The sequence below is a fragment of the Sorangium sp. So ce128 genome (assembly GCF_051525245.1).
GTDB classification, from domain to species: domain Bacteria; phylum Myxococcota_A; class Polyangia; order Polyangiales; family Polyangiaceae; genus Sorangium; species Sorangium cellulosum_B.
In genome coordinates this window covers 12,264,026-12,280,755 of sequence record NZ_CP150313.1, presented here as the reverse complement: position 1 = coordinate 12,280,755, position 16,730 = coordinate 12,264,026, and the positions used below count along the sequence as shown (strand labels likewise).

Genomic DNA, 16,730 nt, shown 5'->3' with positions numbered 1-16,730 from the left:
CTGCGGAGCTGCCTCGCGGCACCGCTCCCGACCCTCGCGGCCGAGCTCCGCGTGCTCCGGGCGCCGCCTTCCGCCGCTCAGCGCGGCGTGCTGCTCGCCGCCGGCACCGCCGTGCGCTGCCCCGAGCCCGAGCGCGCGCCGCCCTTGATGCGCGCCTCCGTCACGACCTCGTCCCACTGCGCGTCGTACCCATCGAAGTGGACCCGGTAGGAGCCGGGGGCGACGACGCCGGTGATGATCGCGGGCTTGTACGAGCCCTTCCACTCGACCTCGACGCGGTCGCCGACCTTCCGCGCGCCTCCCTCGCCCGAGGCGCGCTGCTCCTCGTCGCGCAGGCGCCGGGCGCTCCCCTCGTGCAGGCATTGCTCGCGGTGGCAGGCGAGGCCTGAAGCGCAGTCGTCGTCCGCGCGGCACGGAGACCCGAGCGGCGCCTTCTTTCCGCAGGCGGCGAGCGCCCCAGGCACGGCGGCCACGATCAACAGCGCTCTCAGGAAGGTAATGGCTCGAACGCGCACGACACGGCATCCCAGCAGAGCGGCCGCGGCCCGACAACAGGGATCGCGACGCTCTTGACCGGCAACGCCTCTCGAGACGCCCGCGTTCCCCGCGTCCACGCCGACCACGCCGTTCGGGCAGCGGCCCGCGCGCGCCCGCCACGGCCCCTCCCGGGCGCGCCGCCGCCCTCCACGCCCGAGCGCGCGCCCCCGCTTCGGATGCGCCGCGCCCGCCACCACCCCCGCCGCGCCCCGCCCCCGCCACCGGGGCGCCCTACCCGGGCCGCCCTCTGCTATGGTCGCCCCCGCTGTGCGTCTGCTCGCCGCCCTCGCGCCCGTGGCCCTGCTCGTCGCGGCGCCGCCGCTCCTGGGCTGCGGCGGCGGCCCCGCGAAGGACGCGGGCGTGTGCGCAGGCGCGGGCGTCTGCGGCGCCGGCTACTGCGTCGCCGGGCGCTGCCGGCCCGCGAGCGCCCTCCCCGCGCCCCTCGACGCGCGCCGCGTGCTGCTTCCGCCCGAGGACCTCGCCGTCCTCGTCGAGGACGACGCCGCGGCAGCGCCAGGCATCCCCGACGCCGTCGCGCTCGGGCGCGCCGGCGCCGGTGAAGTCGTCCTGCTGCTCCGGTTCTCGCCGACCTTCGGCGTCGGCGCCGACATCGCGAGCGCCTTCGTCGTGCTGGAGCCGGCCCCGATGGCGCCTCCCGCCGAGCGCGCGCTCACCCTGGAGGTCGCGCGCATCCTCGAGCCGTGGCGCTCCGAGACGGCGACGTGGGGGCGGCAGCCGCGGCTGTCGATCCCGGAGGCCGCCGCCATCGCGCGGCCCCGACCGGCGACGCCGCTGCGGATCGACGTCACCTCGCTCGTGCGCGACTGGGCCAGGCGGCGCAAGGACGACCACGGCATCGCCATCCTCGCGGCGGGGAGCGACGCCGTCGGGGCCGCCTACTCGATGGGCATCTCCCAGGGCGTCGGCCCCCGCCTCGAGGTGTACGTACGGTGAGCAACGGCCAGGACGACGAGGACGACGACCTCGGCGCGCGGAACTCGCTCCCGCTTCCCCTGATCCGCCACGACCTCGGCGAGAGAAGGCCGCCCGTACCCAGCGCGCCTTCCCTGCCCAGCGCCCCGGCCACACCCGACCCCTCGAGCGCTGGCGCTCTTCCCGCGCCCGCCGCGCCGACCGCAGGCGCTCTTCCCGCGCCCAGCGCCTCCGCCGTCCCCCACGGCGCCCTCGCGCGCGGCCTGCTCGACGACGACGAGCCCGCCGTCACCCAGCGCTCGACGGCGAGCGGGCGCCCCCTCCCGCTGCCCCGCACCGCGCCGCCCGTCTCGCCCGAGGAGGCCCCGCCGCCCACGCTGCTCCGGGTGAGCGACCTCCGCGTCTCGTTCGCCGCCGACGGCCGCGTCACGCGCGCCCTCGACCGCGTCTCGTTCACGGTGCCGCGCGGGCGCACCGTGGCGCTCGTCGGCGAGTCGGGCTGCGGGAAGACGGTGACCGCGCTGAGCATCCTGCGGCTGCTGCCCGCGCCCTACGCGTCCATCGACGGCGGCTCGATCGAGCTCGACGGCCAGGACCTCCTCGCGCTGAGCGAGCGCGAGATGCGCGCCGTGCGCGGCGGGAAGATCGGCATGATCTTCCAGGAGCCGATGACCTCGCTGAACCCCGTGTACACGGTCAGCGCCCAGATCGCCGAGGCCATCCGGCTGCACCGGCCCATGTCCCGCGGCGACGCCCGGCTCTACGCCGTGAACCTCCTGCGCAAGGTCGGCTTCCCCGAGCCCGAGGTCCGCGCGAACAGCTACCCGCACGAGCTGTCCGGCGGGATGCGCCAGCGCGTCATGATCGCCATGGCCCTCGCGCCGGAGCCCTCGCTGCTCATCGCCGACGAGCCCACCACCGCGCTCGACACGACGACGCAGGCGCAGATCCTCGATCTCCTCGAGCGGCTCAAGGCAGAGACGTCGATGAGCCTCCTGCTCATCGCGCACGACCTCGCCGTCGTCGGCGAGCTCGCGGACGAGATCGTCGTCCTCTACGCCGGCGTCGTCGTCGAGCAAGGGCCGGCGCGCGACGTGCTCGCGGCGCCGTCGCACCCGTACACGCGCGCGCTCCTCAGGAGCATCCCGGCGCGCGGGATCCGCCCGCACCGCGTGCGCGGCGAGCGCTCGCTCCGCCTGCCGACCATCCCGGGCGCGCTGCCCGATCTGCGCGATCCGCCGCGCGGCTGCCGCTTCCAGGACCGCTGCGACGCCGTGTTCGACCGCTGCCGCGCCGAGGCGCCGGACCTGTACGCCGTCCCGCCCGGCGCGGGGCACCACGCGGCGCGCTGCTTCCTCCTCACGGGCCCGGGGCGCGCGGGGAACGAGGGCGCCTCGTGACGCGCGACAGCGGATCCCCGCCGCCCACGCAGCGCGACGAGCCCGCCGCGCCGCACGTGCACCCTGCAGCCGCGGCGCACCCGGAGGGCGCGGAGAGCGCGCCGGGCGAGCGGCCGCTCGTCCAGGCGGAGGGGCTCTCGAAGTTCTACCCGGTGCAGCGCGGCGCCTTCGCGAAGCCGTCGTTCGTGCAGGCCGTCGTCGAGGCGACCTTCCACGTCCACCGGGGCGAGACGCTCGGCCTGGTCGGCGAGTCGGGCTCCGGCAAGAGCACCCTCGGGCGCCTCGTGCTCCGGCTCATCGAGCCCACGGTCGGCCGGGTCCTCTTCGACGGCCACGACCTGAGCGCCCTGTCGAGCCGCGCGCTGAGGGCCATGCGCCGGCGGATGCAGATCGTCTTCCAGGACCCCTACGGCTCGCTCAACCCGCGCATGACGCTGCGCGAGATCGTCGGCGAGGGCATCGTCATCCACCGCCTCGCGAGGAGCCGCGACGAGGAGACCGCGATGGTCGAGGGCGCGCTCCAGAAGGTCGGCCTGCGGCCGGACATGATGGAGCGCTTCCCCCACGAGCTCTCCGGCGGCCAGCGGCAGCGGGTCGCGATCGCCCGCGCCCTCGCCGTGCGCCCGGACTTCATCGTCTGCGACGAGCCCGTGAGCGCGCTCGACCTCTCGGTGCAGGCCCAGATCGTCAACCTGCTGGAGGAGCTCCAGGACGAGCTGTCGCTCGGCCTGCTGTTCATCTCGCACGACCTCCGGGTCGTCGAGCACGTGAGCCACCGCGTCGCGGTGATGTACCTCGGCCGCATCGTGGAGATCGGCCCCACGCAGGGCGTGGCCGGGCGGCGGCACCACCCGTACACGCGCGCGCTCTTCGAGGCGACGCCGTCGATCGAGCGGGGGAGCAAGGCGCGCCGCCTGCTGCCGGGCGCGCCAGGGAGCGCGATCAACCCGCCCGACGGCTGCGTGTTCCACCCTCGCTGCCGGAAGGCCGAAGAGGGCAAATGCGACGTCGAGATCCCGCCGCTCGAGGAGCTCGTCCCCGGCAGCGGCCACCGCGTGGCGTGCTGGTACCCCGAGATCGAGTGACGGCGGCGCGCCGGCGCGCCGCAGGATGAGCCGGGCCGGCCGCTGGTTCGTGCGTTGAGATCGAGATGGCCCGGAACAGCTGGCCCGCCGGGAATGGCGCCCTGGGGAGCGCACCAGCTCACCTGTCCGCCACGGCTCAAATTGGCACAATCGAAGATCCGGTGTGTCACGCGCCAGAGGCGCTCCTGCGGGATCTGCGTTTGTCGCGCGAGGCATCCCTCTTGCTGCACGCCCCGCGCCGCCGCGCGCGAGGTTCGGTGGCGGAGCCACGAGGTGATGCGATGACGAGCGACGTGCTTCGCGTGCTGGCGGCAGCCCTGCTGTCCAGTGCGTGCCTGATGGGATGCAAGAACAGCGTGAATGACGGCGTTGATGCCAGCGGCGGCAACGGCGGCAGCGGCGCCAGCAGCAGCAGCGGCAGCGAGGGCGGCACCGGCGGAAGCGGCGGCCACAACGGCGGCAGCGGCGGCGATGACAGCGGCGGCGGGGGCAACGACGACAGCGGCGAGGACGGCACCGGCGGCTGCGGCGAGGGCAGCGGCGGCGGCTGCGGCCTGTCGGACTGGCCGTGCGCGGTGCGCGACGTCGAGGGCACGATCCCCGGCGTGAAGATATCGATCGAGTCGAGCCGGTGCTCCTACCACGAACGACAGCCGGCGGAGTTCATCTTGACGGTCACGACCGACTCGAGCGTCCCCCCGATCGACATAGCGGCCTCCACCGGCTGCGGGCGCTGCGTCGAACCGACGAGCGATCCGCTCTCGTTCGTCTCCTACAAGATCAGCGGCCTCTCGTGGGGCGCCGATCCGCAACCGCAGCTCTACTGCCTGTGCGACGTGGGCTGCTGCGCTCCCGACGAGGCGGTGACCGTGCAGGTCGACGCGACGACGGTGACGCAGACGATCCGCTGGTCCGGGCGGCAGTGGACCGGGCCGTCCGACACGAGCAACCCGGAGGGCGCCTTCTTCCGGGCGGGGAGCTACGATGTCGAGGTGACGTTCGACGGGCAGGAGCAGGGCTCCGTGACGGCGAAGCTGCCGATCGAGATCTACCCCTGAAGCACGGCTGACGCGACGCCCGCAAGCAGGCCGCGGCCCAGGGTGGCACAGTCGACGGCCCGCGGTGGTGCGAGCCACGGCCTGTCCCTCCGGAGCCCGCGCGCGCTTCGCGGAGCATCTCCCTTGCTGCCGATCGCGCGCCGCCGCAGACAGGCGGCGTGGCGCGAAGGAGGGAGAGGTGAGGGAATGGCGAACGACATGCTTCGAGCTCTGGCGATAGCCTTGCTGTCGGCCGCGTGCGCGACCGGATGCGGCGGCAGCAAGGAGGGCGCCGGGAGCGGCGGCGACGGCGAGAGCAGCAGCAGCGGCGGCGACCGCGGGCTGCCGCCGGGGGCCGAGCCGTGCGCGGTGCGCGACGTCCAGGGCACGATCCCGGGCGTGACGATATCGATCGAGTCCAGCCGCTGCGTCTACTGGAGGGGCGAGCCAGCGGAGTTCGTTTACACGGTCACGACAGACGCGAGCGTCCCTCCGATCGAGATCGCGGCCTCCGACGGGTGCGGGCACTGCGTCGTGCCGAGCGCGGATCCGCGCTCGTTCGTCACGTACCAGATCACAGGGCTGTCGACGGCGGGAGATCCACAGCAGTACTGCCTCTGTGACACCGGGTGTTGCGCTCCCGACGACGCGGCGACCGTGCAGGTCGACGCGACGGCGGCGACGCACACGATCTCCTGGTCGGGGCGGCAGTGGAGCGGGCCATCGGACACGGACAACCCGGAAGACGAGTTCTTCGCGCCGGGGACCTACGATGTCGAGGTGACGTTCGACGGGCAGGAGCAGGGCTCCGTGACGGCGAAGCTGCCGATCGAGATCGTCCGCTGATCTCGCGCGCCGGCGACCCCGCAGGGGATCCCCGGCGCGCGAGGCGGCGCCGCGGCGGCTTCCGCCGGGTCGCCTGGGCTTTCTGCTAAGGTCCGCGCGCATGCACGCCTGGCGCGGACACGCCTTCGGTCCCCCCGAGATCCTCGTCTGGGAAGAGGTCGACGACCCCCCGCTCGCCGAGGGGGAGGTCCGGATCGAGGTGGCCGCCGCCGCGATCAATTTCCCCGACGTGCTCTTCACGGCGGGCGCCCATCAGGTCAAGCCGACTCCGCCGTTCATCCCCGGCTTCGAGGTCGCCGGCGTCGTCGTCGAGAGCCGCGAGCCGTCGCTCCCGCCGGGCGCCCGCGTGGCCGCGACGCTCCCCGGCTCGGGCGGGTACGCGACGCGCGCGATCGCGGGGCCGCGCACCACCTATGCGCTCCCGGACGCGATGCCGTTCGAGGACGCCGCGGCGATGACCATCACCTACCAGACAGGCTATTTCGCGCTCCACCGGCGCGCCGGCGTCCAGCCGGGCGACACGGTCCTCGTGCACGCCGGCGCGGGCGGCGTCGGCAGCGCGGCGATCCAGCTCGCCAAGGCGGCCGGCGCGACCGTCATCGCGACCGCCGGCGGCGAGGAGAAGACGGCGGTCTGCCGCGCCCTCGGGGCGGACGTCGCGATCGACTACCGGCGCGAGGACTTCGTCGCCATCGTGAAGGAGCGGACCTCGGGCCGGGGCGCCGATATCGTCTTCGACCCCGTCGGCGGCGACGTCTTCGATCAGTCGACGAAATGCGTCGCCTTCGAGGGACGCATCGTGGTGATCGGCTTCGCCTCCGGCCGCATCCCCGCGGCGCGCGCGAACCACCTGCTCGTGAAGAACTATTCGGTCGTCGGCCTCTACTGGGGCACCTACAGCCGCGCCCGGCCCGATCTCACGCGGAGGGCGCAAGACGAGCTCTACGCGCTCTACGGCCAGGGCGCGATCAAGCCGCTCGTCTCGGCTGCGCCGCCGATGGCGGAGGCGAAGGCGGCCATGACGGCGGTCGCGTCCCGCGCGACCACCGGCAAGGTCGTGCTCACGAACCGGCGATGAGGGCGGCCGCCGCCCGGGAGATCGGCAGCGGCGCAGAGCAAGGGCTCAGTTGCGGTCGGCGTCGATGGACGCCTCGGACAGCTCGCCGATCGTGTCCTGATCCGCCGTGATCAGGGCGAAGCCGTAGGGGAACAGCGCCTCCTGGCCGTCGTTGCGGTTGACGCGCTGGCACTCGCTCCCGGGCCAGGAGAACGAGACCTTGCCCTGCGCGTCTCTGACACAGTGGGTCTTGCCGCCACCGGCCGCCGACGCGAGCAGGCAGGACTGCTCCTCGCGACAGCCAACGACAGCGACGGGCGTCCCTATTCCGGCGTTCCGACCTCATACCGATACGTGGCGGGCACGACCGGTTCCAGGAGTCCAGATGCCGCGTTCAGATCGCAAGAGGATAGACGTGACGAAGATGCCTTCGCCCCGTCGACACGGGCAGCTTTTCAACATGGCAAACGACCATCGACCGTATACGCTGCTTGGATTGCTCAATACCCGCGCGAGCGGACGGCGAGCACGTCGGACCAATCCAACAATTCCTCTGCGGAGATGCTCGCATGGCAACGAAACAGAACGAACAGAAGCTCACCCTCATCGGTCGCGTCGTCGACATCAACAATCTCGCCGGGAACGACTCGATGGCCGGCGTGAACAACGCGACAATCGAGGCATGGGTGAGCACCACGCCAGCTCAGATCATCGCCGCTGCCACGACCGATTCCTTGGGTTCGTTCGCCTTCGAGCTCGACATGGCGTCGCTCCGCCCGCTCCTCGGCTCCAGCCCTGCGTCGGGGTTCTTCCGTGTCTATCAAGGCAACCAGCTGCTCGTCGATACGAGGGACTCCCTGCTGTGGCGCGAGCGCTCGACCGACGCGGCGCTCCGCATCGCCGTCAACCCGGCGGCGCCCGCGGGCACCGCGTCTCCGGCGCACTGGATCGTGCGCGGGCGGGTCACCGACCGGAACGGCGCGCCGCTCCAGGACAAGATCATCTATGTATTCGATCGGAACGTCACCGCCTCGGGAATAACGAGGACAGCCCTCGCGGAGGGCCACACGGACCCCACCGGGTGCTACCAGGTCGGCTACACGCGGAGCGAGCTCGGACGCCCCGGGAAGCAGCTCGCGGACCTCGAGGTGCACGTCTATGACAGCGAGGTGCAGATGGCCATCGGCCATCTCTGCCGCGCGCCGGCGACCGCCGTCATCGACGTGGTGGTGACCGAGGGCAACTATTCCTTCGCGCCGTCCGAGCACGAGCGCGTCACGGCCGCTGTCGCTCCCGCCCACGACATGCTCGACCTCGCGGACCTCGACGAGGACAGCCTCGCCCTTTTGGCCTGCAGCTCCGGCGTGGATCGCGAGGAGCTCGCCATGCTCGCTGAGGCGTCCAGGATGGCCGGCGAGACCACCATCGCACCCGAGGTCTTCTATGGCCTGCGCCGGTGGGGCCTCCCCAGCGCTCGATCGGAGCTGCTCTCGCGCGGCCTCTCGGCGCTGCGTGAAGCCATCACCTGGGCGGTCGATGAGCGCGTCATTCCCAGGATGTCCGCGGCCGAGATCGACGCCGCGATGGCGAAGCTCAAGCCCCTCGTGGTGGCGAGCGCGTCCGAGGAGCGGACGCCCGGCGCGGGATCGCTCGATCAGCTGATCGCGACCGTGGTACCCGCGTCGAGCAACCGGCAGCTGCTGCTCGAGAGCTACGTGGGGTTCCAGGGGACCAGCATCGCGAGCTTCTGGAGCGAGCTCCGCTCTTCGGTGCCGTTCTTCACGCAGAGCGCCATCAGCGCCACGCAACGAACTCTTCAGCTCGCGGCGGTCACCCGCGGCCACCTGCCGCTGGTCAAGAAGCTGAACGAGCAGTTTGCGTCCGGCGCGGTGCAATCGCTGCGCGACCTCGCGCGGCGCGACGAGAGCGATTGGCTCGCCGTGCTCGACCAGACGGTCGACGGCGCGCCCATCGGCGTTCCACCCACCGTGCCCGGCGCCACGGCGCAGGAGCAGCGACAGAACTATGCCTCGGTGCTGACCTGGACCCTCGAGAAGGCCTTCCCCGGCGCCGCCCTCGTGGGTCGCCTCATTCCAGTGCCTCTCGTGCTCGCCCCTGCCGCGAGCTTTCTCACTGAGCAGAATCTCTTCGAACTCGGGAGGACCCGGCTTCGCGCTTATCTCAGCCGCAATCCGACCGCCATCGCCTCTGGCCCGCAACGCGCCAGCGTGGTCGCCCAGCTTGCCGGCATGGAGAGGCTGCACAGAATCACCCCCTCTGCCTCCGAGATCAAGACCCTGATGAGCTACGGGCTCGACTCCTCACAGAGCATCTTCCGCATGGGGCGCGCCCGCTTCACCGAGCTCGCCGGTCCTGCGCTCGGGCCGGCGCGCGCGAGCGCCGTCTACGCGAGCGCGCGCAAGATCACCGCGGCGTCCAACGCTCTCCTCGCGCGTCACCACGCCTCGTTCAACGCGTTGACGACCTACGTGCTGCCGAACCATCAACCGCCCGCACCGGCCGACGCCGCGCTCATCCCGGACTGGCCAACCCTCTTCGGTTCGCTGGATTTCTCTGCCTGCGACCACTGTCGCTCGGTCTACGGCCCTGCCGCGTACCTCGTCGATCTTCTGCAGTTCCTCGAGCGCCAGCTCTCCACGGTGGAGTCCACCGCGCCGAAGACGAGGTACAACCTCTTCACACGGCAGGAGACCACGCTCCCGGGCGCTCACAAGTCGGCCCGCGACGTGCTGTTCGATCGGCGGCCGGACATCGCCCGCCTGGAGCTCTCCTGCGAGAACGCGGACACGACCGTCCCGTACGTGGACCTCGTGAACGAGATCCTGGAGTATGCCGTCGCGAACACCTCGCTCTCGCCCGGCGTCACCTTCCCCGATCACATCGCGACCACCGGCGCGGCGTCCGAGCTCGCCGCCCACCCCCAGCCGCTCCCGCCGTCGAAGCAGATCGTCCACGAGACGGCCTACGAGACGCTCGCCACGCAGCGCTACCCGTGGCGGCTCCCCTTCAACCTGGGGCAGGAGGAGGCGCGCATCTACTTCGAGCATCTGGGCGTGCCCCGCGTCCACCTCATGGAGGTGCTCCGCCGGGGCGACGGCTTCGAGCCCGCCGATTACCGCGTCCAGCTCGCGCTCGAGCGGATCCGCCTCTCCGGTGAGGATCGAAGGCTCCTCGCCGGCGAGCCGCCCGCGGGCTCCCCAGACCCCTTCAGCCCATGGACGCACTGGGGGCTCTCGCAGAACGGCAACTCCATCCCCGATCCCACCGGCGCATCGCAGAGCCCGATCCAGGGCGGCTGGGAGGCGGTGCTGCGGCACGTCGCGGTGCTGATGCAACGCCTCGGAATCACCTACGACGAGCTCACGGAGATGCTCCATACGCGCTTCGTCAACCCGGGGGCGCTGCTCCAGATCAGCGCGGAGGCGGGGGCCGACCCGCTGACCAGCAAGATATCGGAGCTGCGCATTCCGGCCCTGGAACAGCAGGCGCTGCACCGGATGAACCGCTTCACCCGGCTGCGCCGCGCGCTCGGCTGGTCCGCGCCCGAGGTGGATCAAGCGCTCTCGGTGCTGGGCGGCGGCACGTCCGACGAGCTGCTGGTCAGGCTCTCGGGCGTCGCCTGGCTGCACGCCGAGCTGCGATTGCCCGTCATCGAGGCGCTCGCCTGGTGGGGGCCGATCCAGACGCACGCGGGGCCCACACCGAAGGATCGCTCGCTCTACGAGCGGCTCTTCCTGAACAAGGCAGTTGTCAACCCGATCGATCCAGCGTTCCAGCTGAACAGCGGCGGCTCGGAGCTCGCGGACACGAGCCCGTCGATCGCTGCCCACGCGCCCGCCGTCCTTGCCGCCCTCCGGCTGAGCGCGCCCGAGCTCGCGCTGCTCACCGACGATGGCGCGAGCCAGGCCGCGCTCGGCGCTCCGCCGCTCGTGAGCGGCGGCGCGCTGAACCTCGCCAACCTGTCGAAGCTCTTCCGCGCCGCCTCGCTCGCCCGCGCGCTCAAGCTGCCGCTGCGGGACCTCCTCGCCCTGCACGCGCTGTCGGGGATCGACGTGTTCAATACGGCCGATCCGGCAGTGACCCGGCGGTTCGTCGAGATGGCGCTCGCGGTGGTCGCGACGCGCTTCGGCGTGGCCCGGCTCGATTACCTCCTGCGCCACGCGGCGCAGCCCGCGAGCGGTCTGGCCCCCGAGCCGGCCCGCGTCGACGCCGCGCTCGCGGACATCACCGCCGGCCTCGCCCGTATCGCGAGCGGGGCGGAGCCGCCCGAGGGCACCGGCGAGCCGCTCTCGGTGGAGCTCTTCGTACGCCAGCGGCTCGCAGCGGAGCTCGACCTGGACGCGCCGATGATCGCGCAGCTCGTCACCGAGACGCTCCGCGCCGAGGTCGATCAGAACCGCAAGGCGATCGCCGACTTCCTCGGCGGGCTGGACGGCGGCCCCACACCGTCCGACGCGCAGCGGCGCCGCGCCTTCGTGCGCCTCGCGAAGATCGCCGACGCCATCCATCGGCTGAAGCTCACCGCGGACGAGATCCAGTGGGTGCTCGACCCGTCGTGGCTCGATCTGAACGACGTGCCTGTCGAGCCCGCTCCGGCGCCGCCCTCGCTGCGGGACGGCTGGATGCGGCTCGCCGCCCTCCTGCGCGTGCGCGACGCGCTGCCCGCCGGCAAAGCCGCCCTGGCCGACCTCTTCCGCATGCGCGCGGCGGGCGTGAACGCAGAGGGACAGCCGCTCGATCTGCTCGCCGAGATCGCCGGGCGGACAGGCTGGCCGCAGGAGGACCTCTCGTCGCTCGCGGGGACTGGCGGGTGGTTCACGGCAGCGTTCGCGGGGCTCGGCCTCGATCAGCAGCTGGTGCGGCTCGCCGACGCGAGCGCCCTCCTCAAGCGCCTCGGCATGTCCGCCGCGCAGGTGCAGCCCTGGGCCGTGGCCGACGACACGGCCGCCGGCGCGCGTGCGACGGCCGCTGGCATCCGCAATGCGGTCAAGGCCAAGTACAGCGAGGAGGCGTGGTCCGCCGTAGCGCGGCCGCTGCGGGACGCGCTGCGCGAGCGCCAGCGCGGGGCGCTCGTCGAGTTCCTGATCTGGAAGCAGGGCTATGCGAGCTCGAACCAGCTCTTCGCCGAGCTCCTCGTCGACGTCGAGATGGGCCCGTGCCAGCTCACCTCGCGCATCAAGCAGGCGATCGGCTCGGTCCAGCTCTTCGTCCAGCGCGCCTTCCTAAAGCTGGAGCCCGACGTCGTCCTCGACGACGAGGCGGCCCGCGAGTGGAAGTGGCTCAAGAGCTACCGGGTGTGGGAGGCCAACCGGAAGGTCTTCCTGTATCCAGAGAACTGGATCGAGCCCGAGCTGCGCGACGACAAGACGCCATTCTTCAAGGCGCTCGAGAACGAGCTCTTGCAGAGCGACCTCGACGAGCGCAGCGTCGAGCGCGCGTTCCGGGGCTACCTGGAGAAGCTCGATCAGGTCGCGCGGCTCCAGGTGATGGCGGTCCTGCCCGAGCAGAAGCACAGGAACGTCCTGGGGGCCTCCTCCGCCGCCGACGTGCTGCACGTCTTCGCCCGCACCCGCGGCACGCCGCACAGCCATTTCTATCGACGCCGCGTCCGCGGCGCGGGCTGGACGCCGTGGGAGAAGATCGAGCTCGACATCCAGAGCGAGCACCTGTTCCCGGTCATCCACGAGGACCGACTGCTGCTCTTCTGGGCCATGCTCGAGGAGGTCCCGAGGGACAATCAGGGCACCAACCAGAACGGCACGCCGCCCAGCACCGATGTCCAGGTCAAGCTCGCGTACAGCGAGTACGACGATGGGAAGTGGACAGCGCGGCGCGTCGTGGACGCGCCGCCGCTCCGCGTAATCAATTGGAATCCGTCGCAGCCCCTCGGCGCATCGCTCTATTTCCGGGCCGCCTCGCGGCAAGCCCCGCTCCAGAAGTCCACCGAACTCGTGGTGGAATGCCTGGAGTCGCTGAGCGGGCACTACGCCATCGAGCCCACCTTGACCGTGAGCTACCTGCGCGGCGAGTTCTTGAGCTCCGGCTGCAACGGGAGCTGGCGGCTGAACGACTACACCTCTCAGTCCCGCACGTTCGTCCGGCGGCATCCTGGCCGGGCGACGCAGGACCGCATGGCTCTCGTCGAGTCGACCTCGATCGAGAACAACGGCCGACTGTATGTGCCCGCCGGGGCGCTCAAGCCGGGGAAGACCAAGGAGCTCGGCACGGGCGGCGAGGTGCTCGTCACGCTCGGGAAGACACCGGGCGCCTTCCGGCTCGTCGTACCGCCCACCAACGAGGACTTCCTCGCAGACGCCCCTTTCTTCTACGAGGACGGCACCCGCAGCTTCCTCGTCACGCCCCTGCCCGAGAGCGCGCCGCCATTGCACCAGCCCCAGCTGGCCCACCCCGGCATGTACGCGACGGTATGGACCGACGGCTCGAACCTCACCTCGACCGGGCGCCTCGAGGTGGAGGGCTGGGCGAATCGCCCCGAACAGGCCATACCGAACCCCCAGATCTTGCCGCGCCACCACCTGCGCTTCGAGACGTCCCAGCATCCTTACGTCTGCGAGATGATCCGCCGGCTGCGCCGCCACGGGGTCCTGGACGGTCTGCTCAACTGGTCGCTGAGCTCGCCGCCGCTGCAGCTCACGAGCCGCTCCTTCTTCAGCGGCACGTACAGCCCGACCAAGGCGGTGGTTGGCCAGCCCATCGACGAGATCGACTTCCGCTCGGACGGCGCTTACTCCGCCTACAACTGGGAGCTCTTCTTCCACGCGCCGCTGCTCATCGCCGATCGCCTGAGCGAGAATCAGCGCTTCGAGGAGGCGCAGCGCTGGTTCCACACCATCTTCGATCCGACCACCGGCTCGAAGGATCCGGCGCCGGCGCGGTTCTGGAAGCTCCGCCCGTTCTACGAGAGCATGCAGGCGAACTCCATCGAGACGCTGGTCCAGGAGATCGAGGGGGACAACGAGCATTCCGAGGAGCTCGCGCGGCAGATCGATGCGTGGCAGCGCGACCCCTTCAACCCGCACCTGATCGCCCGGATGCGGCTCGTCGCGTACCAGAAGACGGTCATGATGAAGTACATCAACAACCTGATACGGTGGGCCGACCACCTCTTCCGCCGTGACACCATCGAGTCGATCAACGAGGCGACGCAGCTCTACGTGCTCGCGGCCGACATGCTCGGTCCGCGCCCGCGGATGATCCCGCCGCGGGCGAGCGCCGCTCCCAAGACCTACCGCGAGATCGAGCCGCTGCTCGACGCGTTCTCGAACGCGGCCGTCGAGATCGAGTCGTTCGTCAAGCCGCTCGCCGGCGCCGGGGGCGAGGAGGTCGAGGCGATGATCCTGCCGACCATGCTCTACTTCTGCGTGCCGCCGAACGACAAGCTCCTCGGCTACTGGGACACGGTCGCGGATCGCCTGTTCAAGATCCGCCACTGCATGAACATCGACGGGATCGAGCGGCAGCTGCCGCTCTTCGAGCCGCCCATCGATCCGGCGCTGCTCGTGCAGGCGGCGGCGGCTGGGGTGGACATCACGACCGTGATCAACGACGTCAGCACCCCGGCGCCGCACCACCGCTTCGAGGTGCTGCTGCGGCGGGCGAGCGAGCTGTGCGCAGAGGTCAAGTCCCTCGGAGCGTCGCTGCTCGCCGCGCGCGAGAAGCGCGACGCGGAGGCGCTCGCGGCGCTCCGCGCCGGGCACGAGGTCCAGCTGCTCGACACCCTGCGGCAGGTGAAGGAGCAACAGGTGACCGAGGCGCGCGAGGGGCTCGCGGCGTCGCGCGCGGCGCGCGAGGTGGTCAGCCAGCGCCACGCGTTCTACCGCGACGTGGAGTACATGAACCTGTGGGAGAGCGGTCATCTGACCTTGAGCGGGGCGGCCGCGGTGACGCAGGCGATCACCGAGGTGATGATGGCCGGCGCGGCCGCCGCGCACGTGCTGCCCACCGTGACGGCGGGCGCGGCCGGCATCTCCAGCCCCGTCACCCTCACCACGACGCTGGACGGCAGCAAGCTGGGCGCGTCATCGGAGGCTGGCGCCAAGGCGGCGTCCATCGCCGTCACGCTCCTGCGCGAGGCGGCCATGGCCAGCGCCACGATGGGCGGTTACCAGCGGCGCTGGGACGAGTGGAAGCTGCAGGAGGAGCTCGCGGCCCGCGAGCTCGCGCAGATCGACCGGCAGATCGCCGCCGCCGAGCTGCGCGTGGCGATCAGCGAGAAGGAGCTCGCGGCGCACGACCTCCAGATCGAGCACGCCCGCGAGGCGCACGCCTACCTGCGCGACAAGTTCACGCGCGACGAGCTCTACGACTGGATGGCCGGGCAGGTCGCCGCGGTGTACAGCCAGGCGTTCCAGCTGGCCTACGACACGGCCAAGCGCGCGGAGAAGGCGTTCCGCTTCGAGCGCGGCGTGAGCTCGTCGTCGTACATCCAGCTCGGCCACTGGGACAACCTGCGCCAGGGCTTGCTGGCCGGCGACCGCCTGAGCCTCGACCTCAAGCGCCTGGAGCTCGCGTACCTGGAGCACGATCGTCGCGAGCTCGAGATCACGAAGCACGTGTCGCTGCTCCTGCACGATCCGGTCGCGCTCATGACCCTGAAGTCGACCGGCTCGTGCGTCATCACGCTCCCGGAGGCGCTGTTCGACATGGATTATCCGGGCCACTACATGCGTCGCCTCAAGAGCGTCAGCCTGAGCTTGCCGTGCGTCACCGGGCCGTACACGGCAGTCAATTGCACGCTCAGGCTCGAGTCGAGCAAGGTGCGCTTCAACCCGGACGCGGCGGGCGACTACGCGGCGCAGCCGGAGACCCACGTCGCGCAAGGGTTCACGCCGGTCCAGTCGATCGCGACCAGCCACGCGGACAACGACAGCGGGATGTTCGAGCTCAACTTCCGCGACGAGCGCTACCTGCCCTTCGAGGGCGCCGGCGCCGAGTCCACGTGGCGCCTGGAGATACCGCACGACGATCAGGCGTTCGACATGGACACCCTCTCCGACGTGGTCATTCACCTGCGCTACACGGCGCGCGACGGGGGCGTCCCGCTGCGCAACGCGGCGCGCGCCGCGCGCGACGAATGGCTCGAGGGCGCAGAGGACACGCCGCTCGCGCGGATGTTCAGCCTGCGCCAGGAGTTCTCCGCCGGCTGGCAGGGCTTCCTGGACGAGGCCGGGGATCACTCCCTCGAGCTCGCCCTGGGGCCCGAGCGGTTTCCGTTCCAGCTCCGGAACAGGGAGATCGAGATCGCGCGGGTAGAGGTCTACGTCAAGCTCAAGCCCGGTAAAACGCTCTCGTTCGACATGCAGCTGATGCCGTCCCCCGGGAACCTCGCGGCCATCGACCTCGAGCTTCCGCTCGGCAGCACGGGTCTGGTCCGTAGCGAGAAGCCTTGTTCTGGCGCGAGGACAGGGACCTGGGTGCTGTCGGCGCCGGGCGCCGCTCCGGCGGCGCCTGCCGCCAAGATCGACGACATCGCGCTGATCGTCCACTACACGGTAGCTCCGGGGAGCGTGTGACCATGAGCCCTCGAGATCCCGAGCGCGATCCGCAGACAAAGCCCGGCGCAGCCGCTGCGCCCAAAAGCTCAGGCGCGCAGGAGGCCAGTGCGCGCGCTCTGAAGCCCGTGGCCCCGCCCGCCCCGTCCCTCCCTATTACCGCGCCCTCTCATCGATGCGGCAGCGCACCGCATCGAGCGTGCTGCTTGATGGTGAGGGGTTCTGCCCAACGAGGCTGGCCATCAAGGAGGATGCTCGCTCCGCGTACGCAGCCCGGGACGACGACTCCGGAGCGCCGCGAC

General features: G+C 71.4%; 8 protein-coding genes. 7 read left to right on the top strand and 1 reads right to left on the bottom strand.

Features of this window, described 5'->3' with window-relative positions; all coding sequences use genetic code 11:
- Window positions 1–77: 77 nt before the first annotated feature.
- Window positions 78–515, bottom strand: coding sequence for a hypothetical protein (locus tag WME82_RS46490; protein ID WP_438040582.1), 438 nt, complete (start codon window positions 513–515; stop codon window positions 78–80).
- Between the two features lie 274 nt (window positions 516–789).
- Between WME82_RS46490 and WME82_RS46485 the strand changes: the two genes are divergently transcribed.
- The 7 genes from WME82_RS46485 (at window position 790) to WME82_RS46455 (ending at window position 16,449) form a co-directional block, all read left to right on the top strand.
- On the top strand, window positions 790–1,491 hold the full coding sequence (locus WME82_RS46485; RefSeq protein WP_438040581.1) for a DNRLRE domain-containing protein: 702 nt from the start codon (window positions 790–792) through the stop codon (window positions 1,489–1,491).
- Window positions 1,488–2,870 (top strand): oligopeptide/dipeptide ABC transporter ATP-binding protein, encoded by a 1,383-nt coding sequence (locus tag WME82_RS46480; protein WP_438040580.1) that lies wholly within the window; start codon window positions 1,488–1,490, stop codon window positions 2,868–2,870. Before WME82_RS46485 ends, WME82_RS46480 begins: the two co-directional genes overlap by 4 nt.
- Complete coding sequence (locus WME82_RS46475; protein ID WP_438040579.1) at window positions 2,867–3,955, top strand: ABC transporter ATP-binding protein; 1,089 nt, start codon at window positions 2,867–2,869, stop codon at window positions 3,953–3,955. The genes WME82_RS46480 and WME82_RS46475 overlap by 4 nt, the downstream gene beginning before the upstream one ends.
- A gap of 281 nt (window positions 3,956–4,236) precedes the next feature.
- Window positions 4,237–5,013 (top strand): hypothetical protein, encoded by a 777-nt coding sequence (locus WME82_RS46470; RefSeq protein WP_438040578.1) that lies wholly within the window; start codon window positions 4,237–4,239, stop codon window positions 5,011–5,013.
- A 198-nt stretch (window positions 5,014–5,211) separates the two neighbouring features.
- Window positions 5,212–5,838, top strand: a complete 627-nt coding sequence (locus WME82_RS46465) for a hypothetical protein (RefSeq protein WP_438040577.1) — start codon at window positions 5,212–5,214, stop codon at window positions 5,836–5,838.
- Between the two features lie 100 nt (window positions 5,839–5,938).
- Complete coding sequence (locus tag WME82_RS46460; RefSeq protein ID WP_438040576.1) at window positions 5,939–6,916, top strand: NADPH:quinone oxidoreductase family protein; 978 nt, start codon at window positions 5,939–5,941, stop codon at window positions 6,914–6,916.
- Between the two features lie 548 nt (window positions 6,917–7,464).
- The gene (locus tag WME82_RS46455) at window positions 7,465–16,449 is read left to right on the top strand and encodes a neuraminidase-like domain-containing protein (protein ID WP_438040575.1); all 8,985 of its coding nucleotides are present in this window, start codon (window positions 7,465–7,467) and stop codon (window positions 16,447–16,449) included.
- Window positions 16,450–16,730 lie beyond the last annotated feature (281 nt).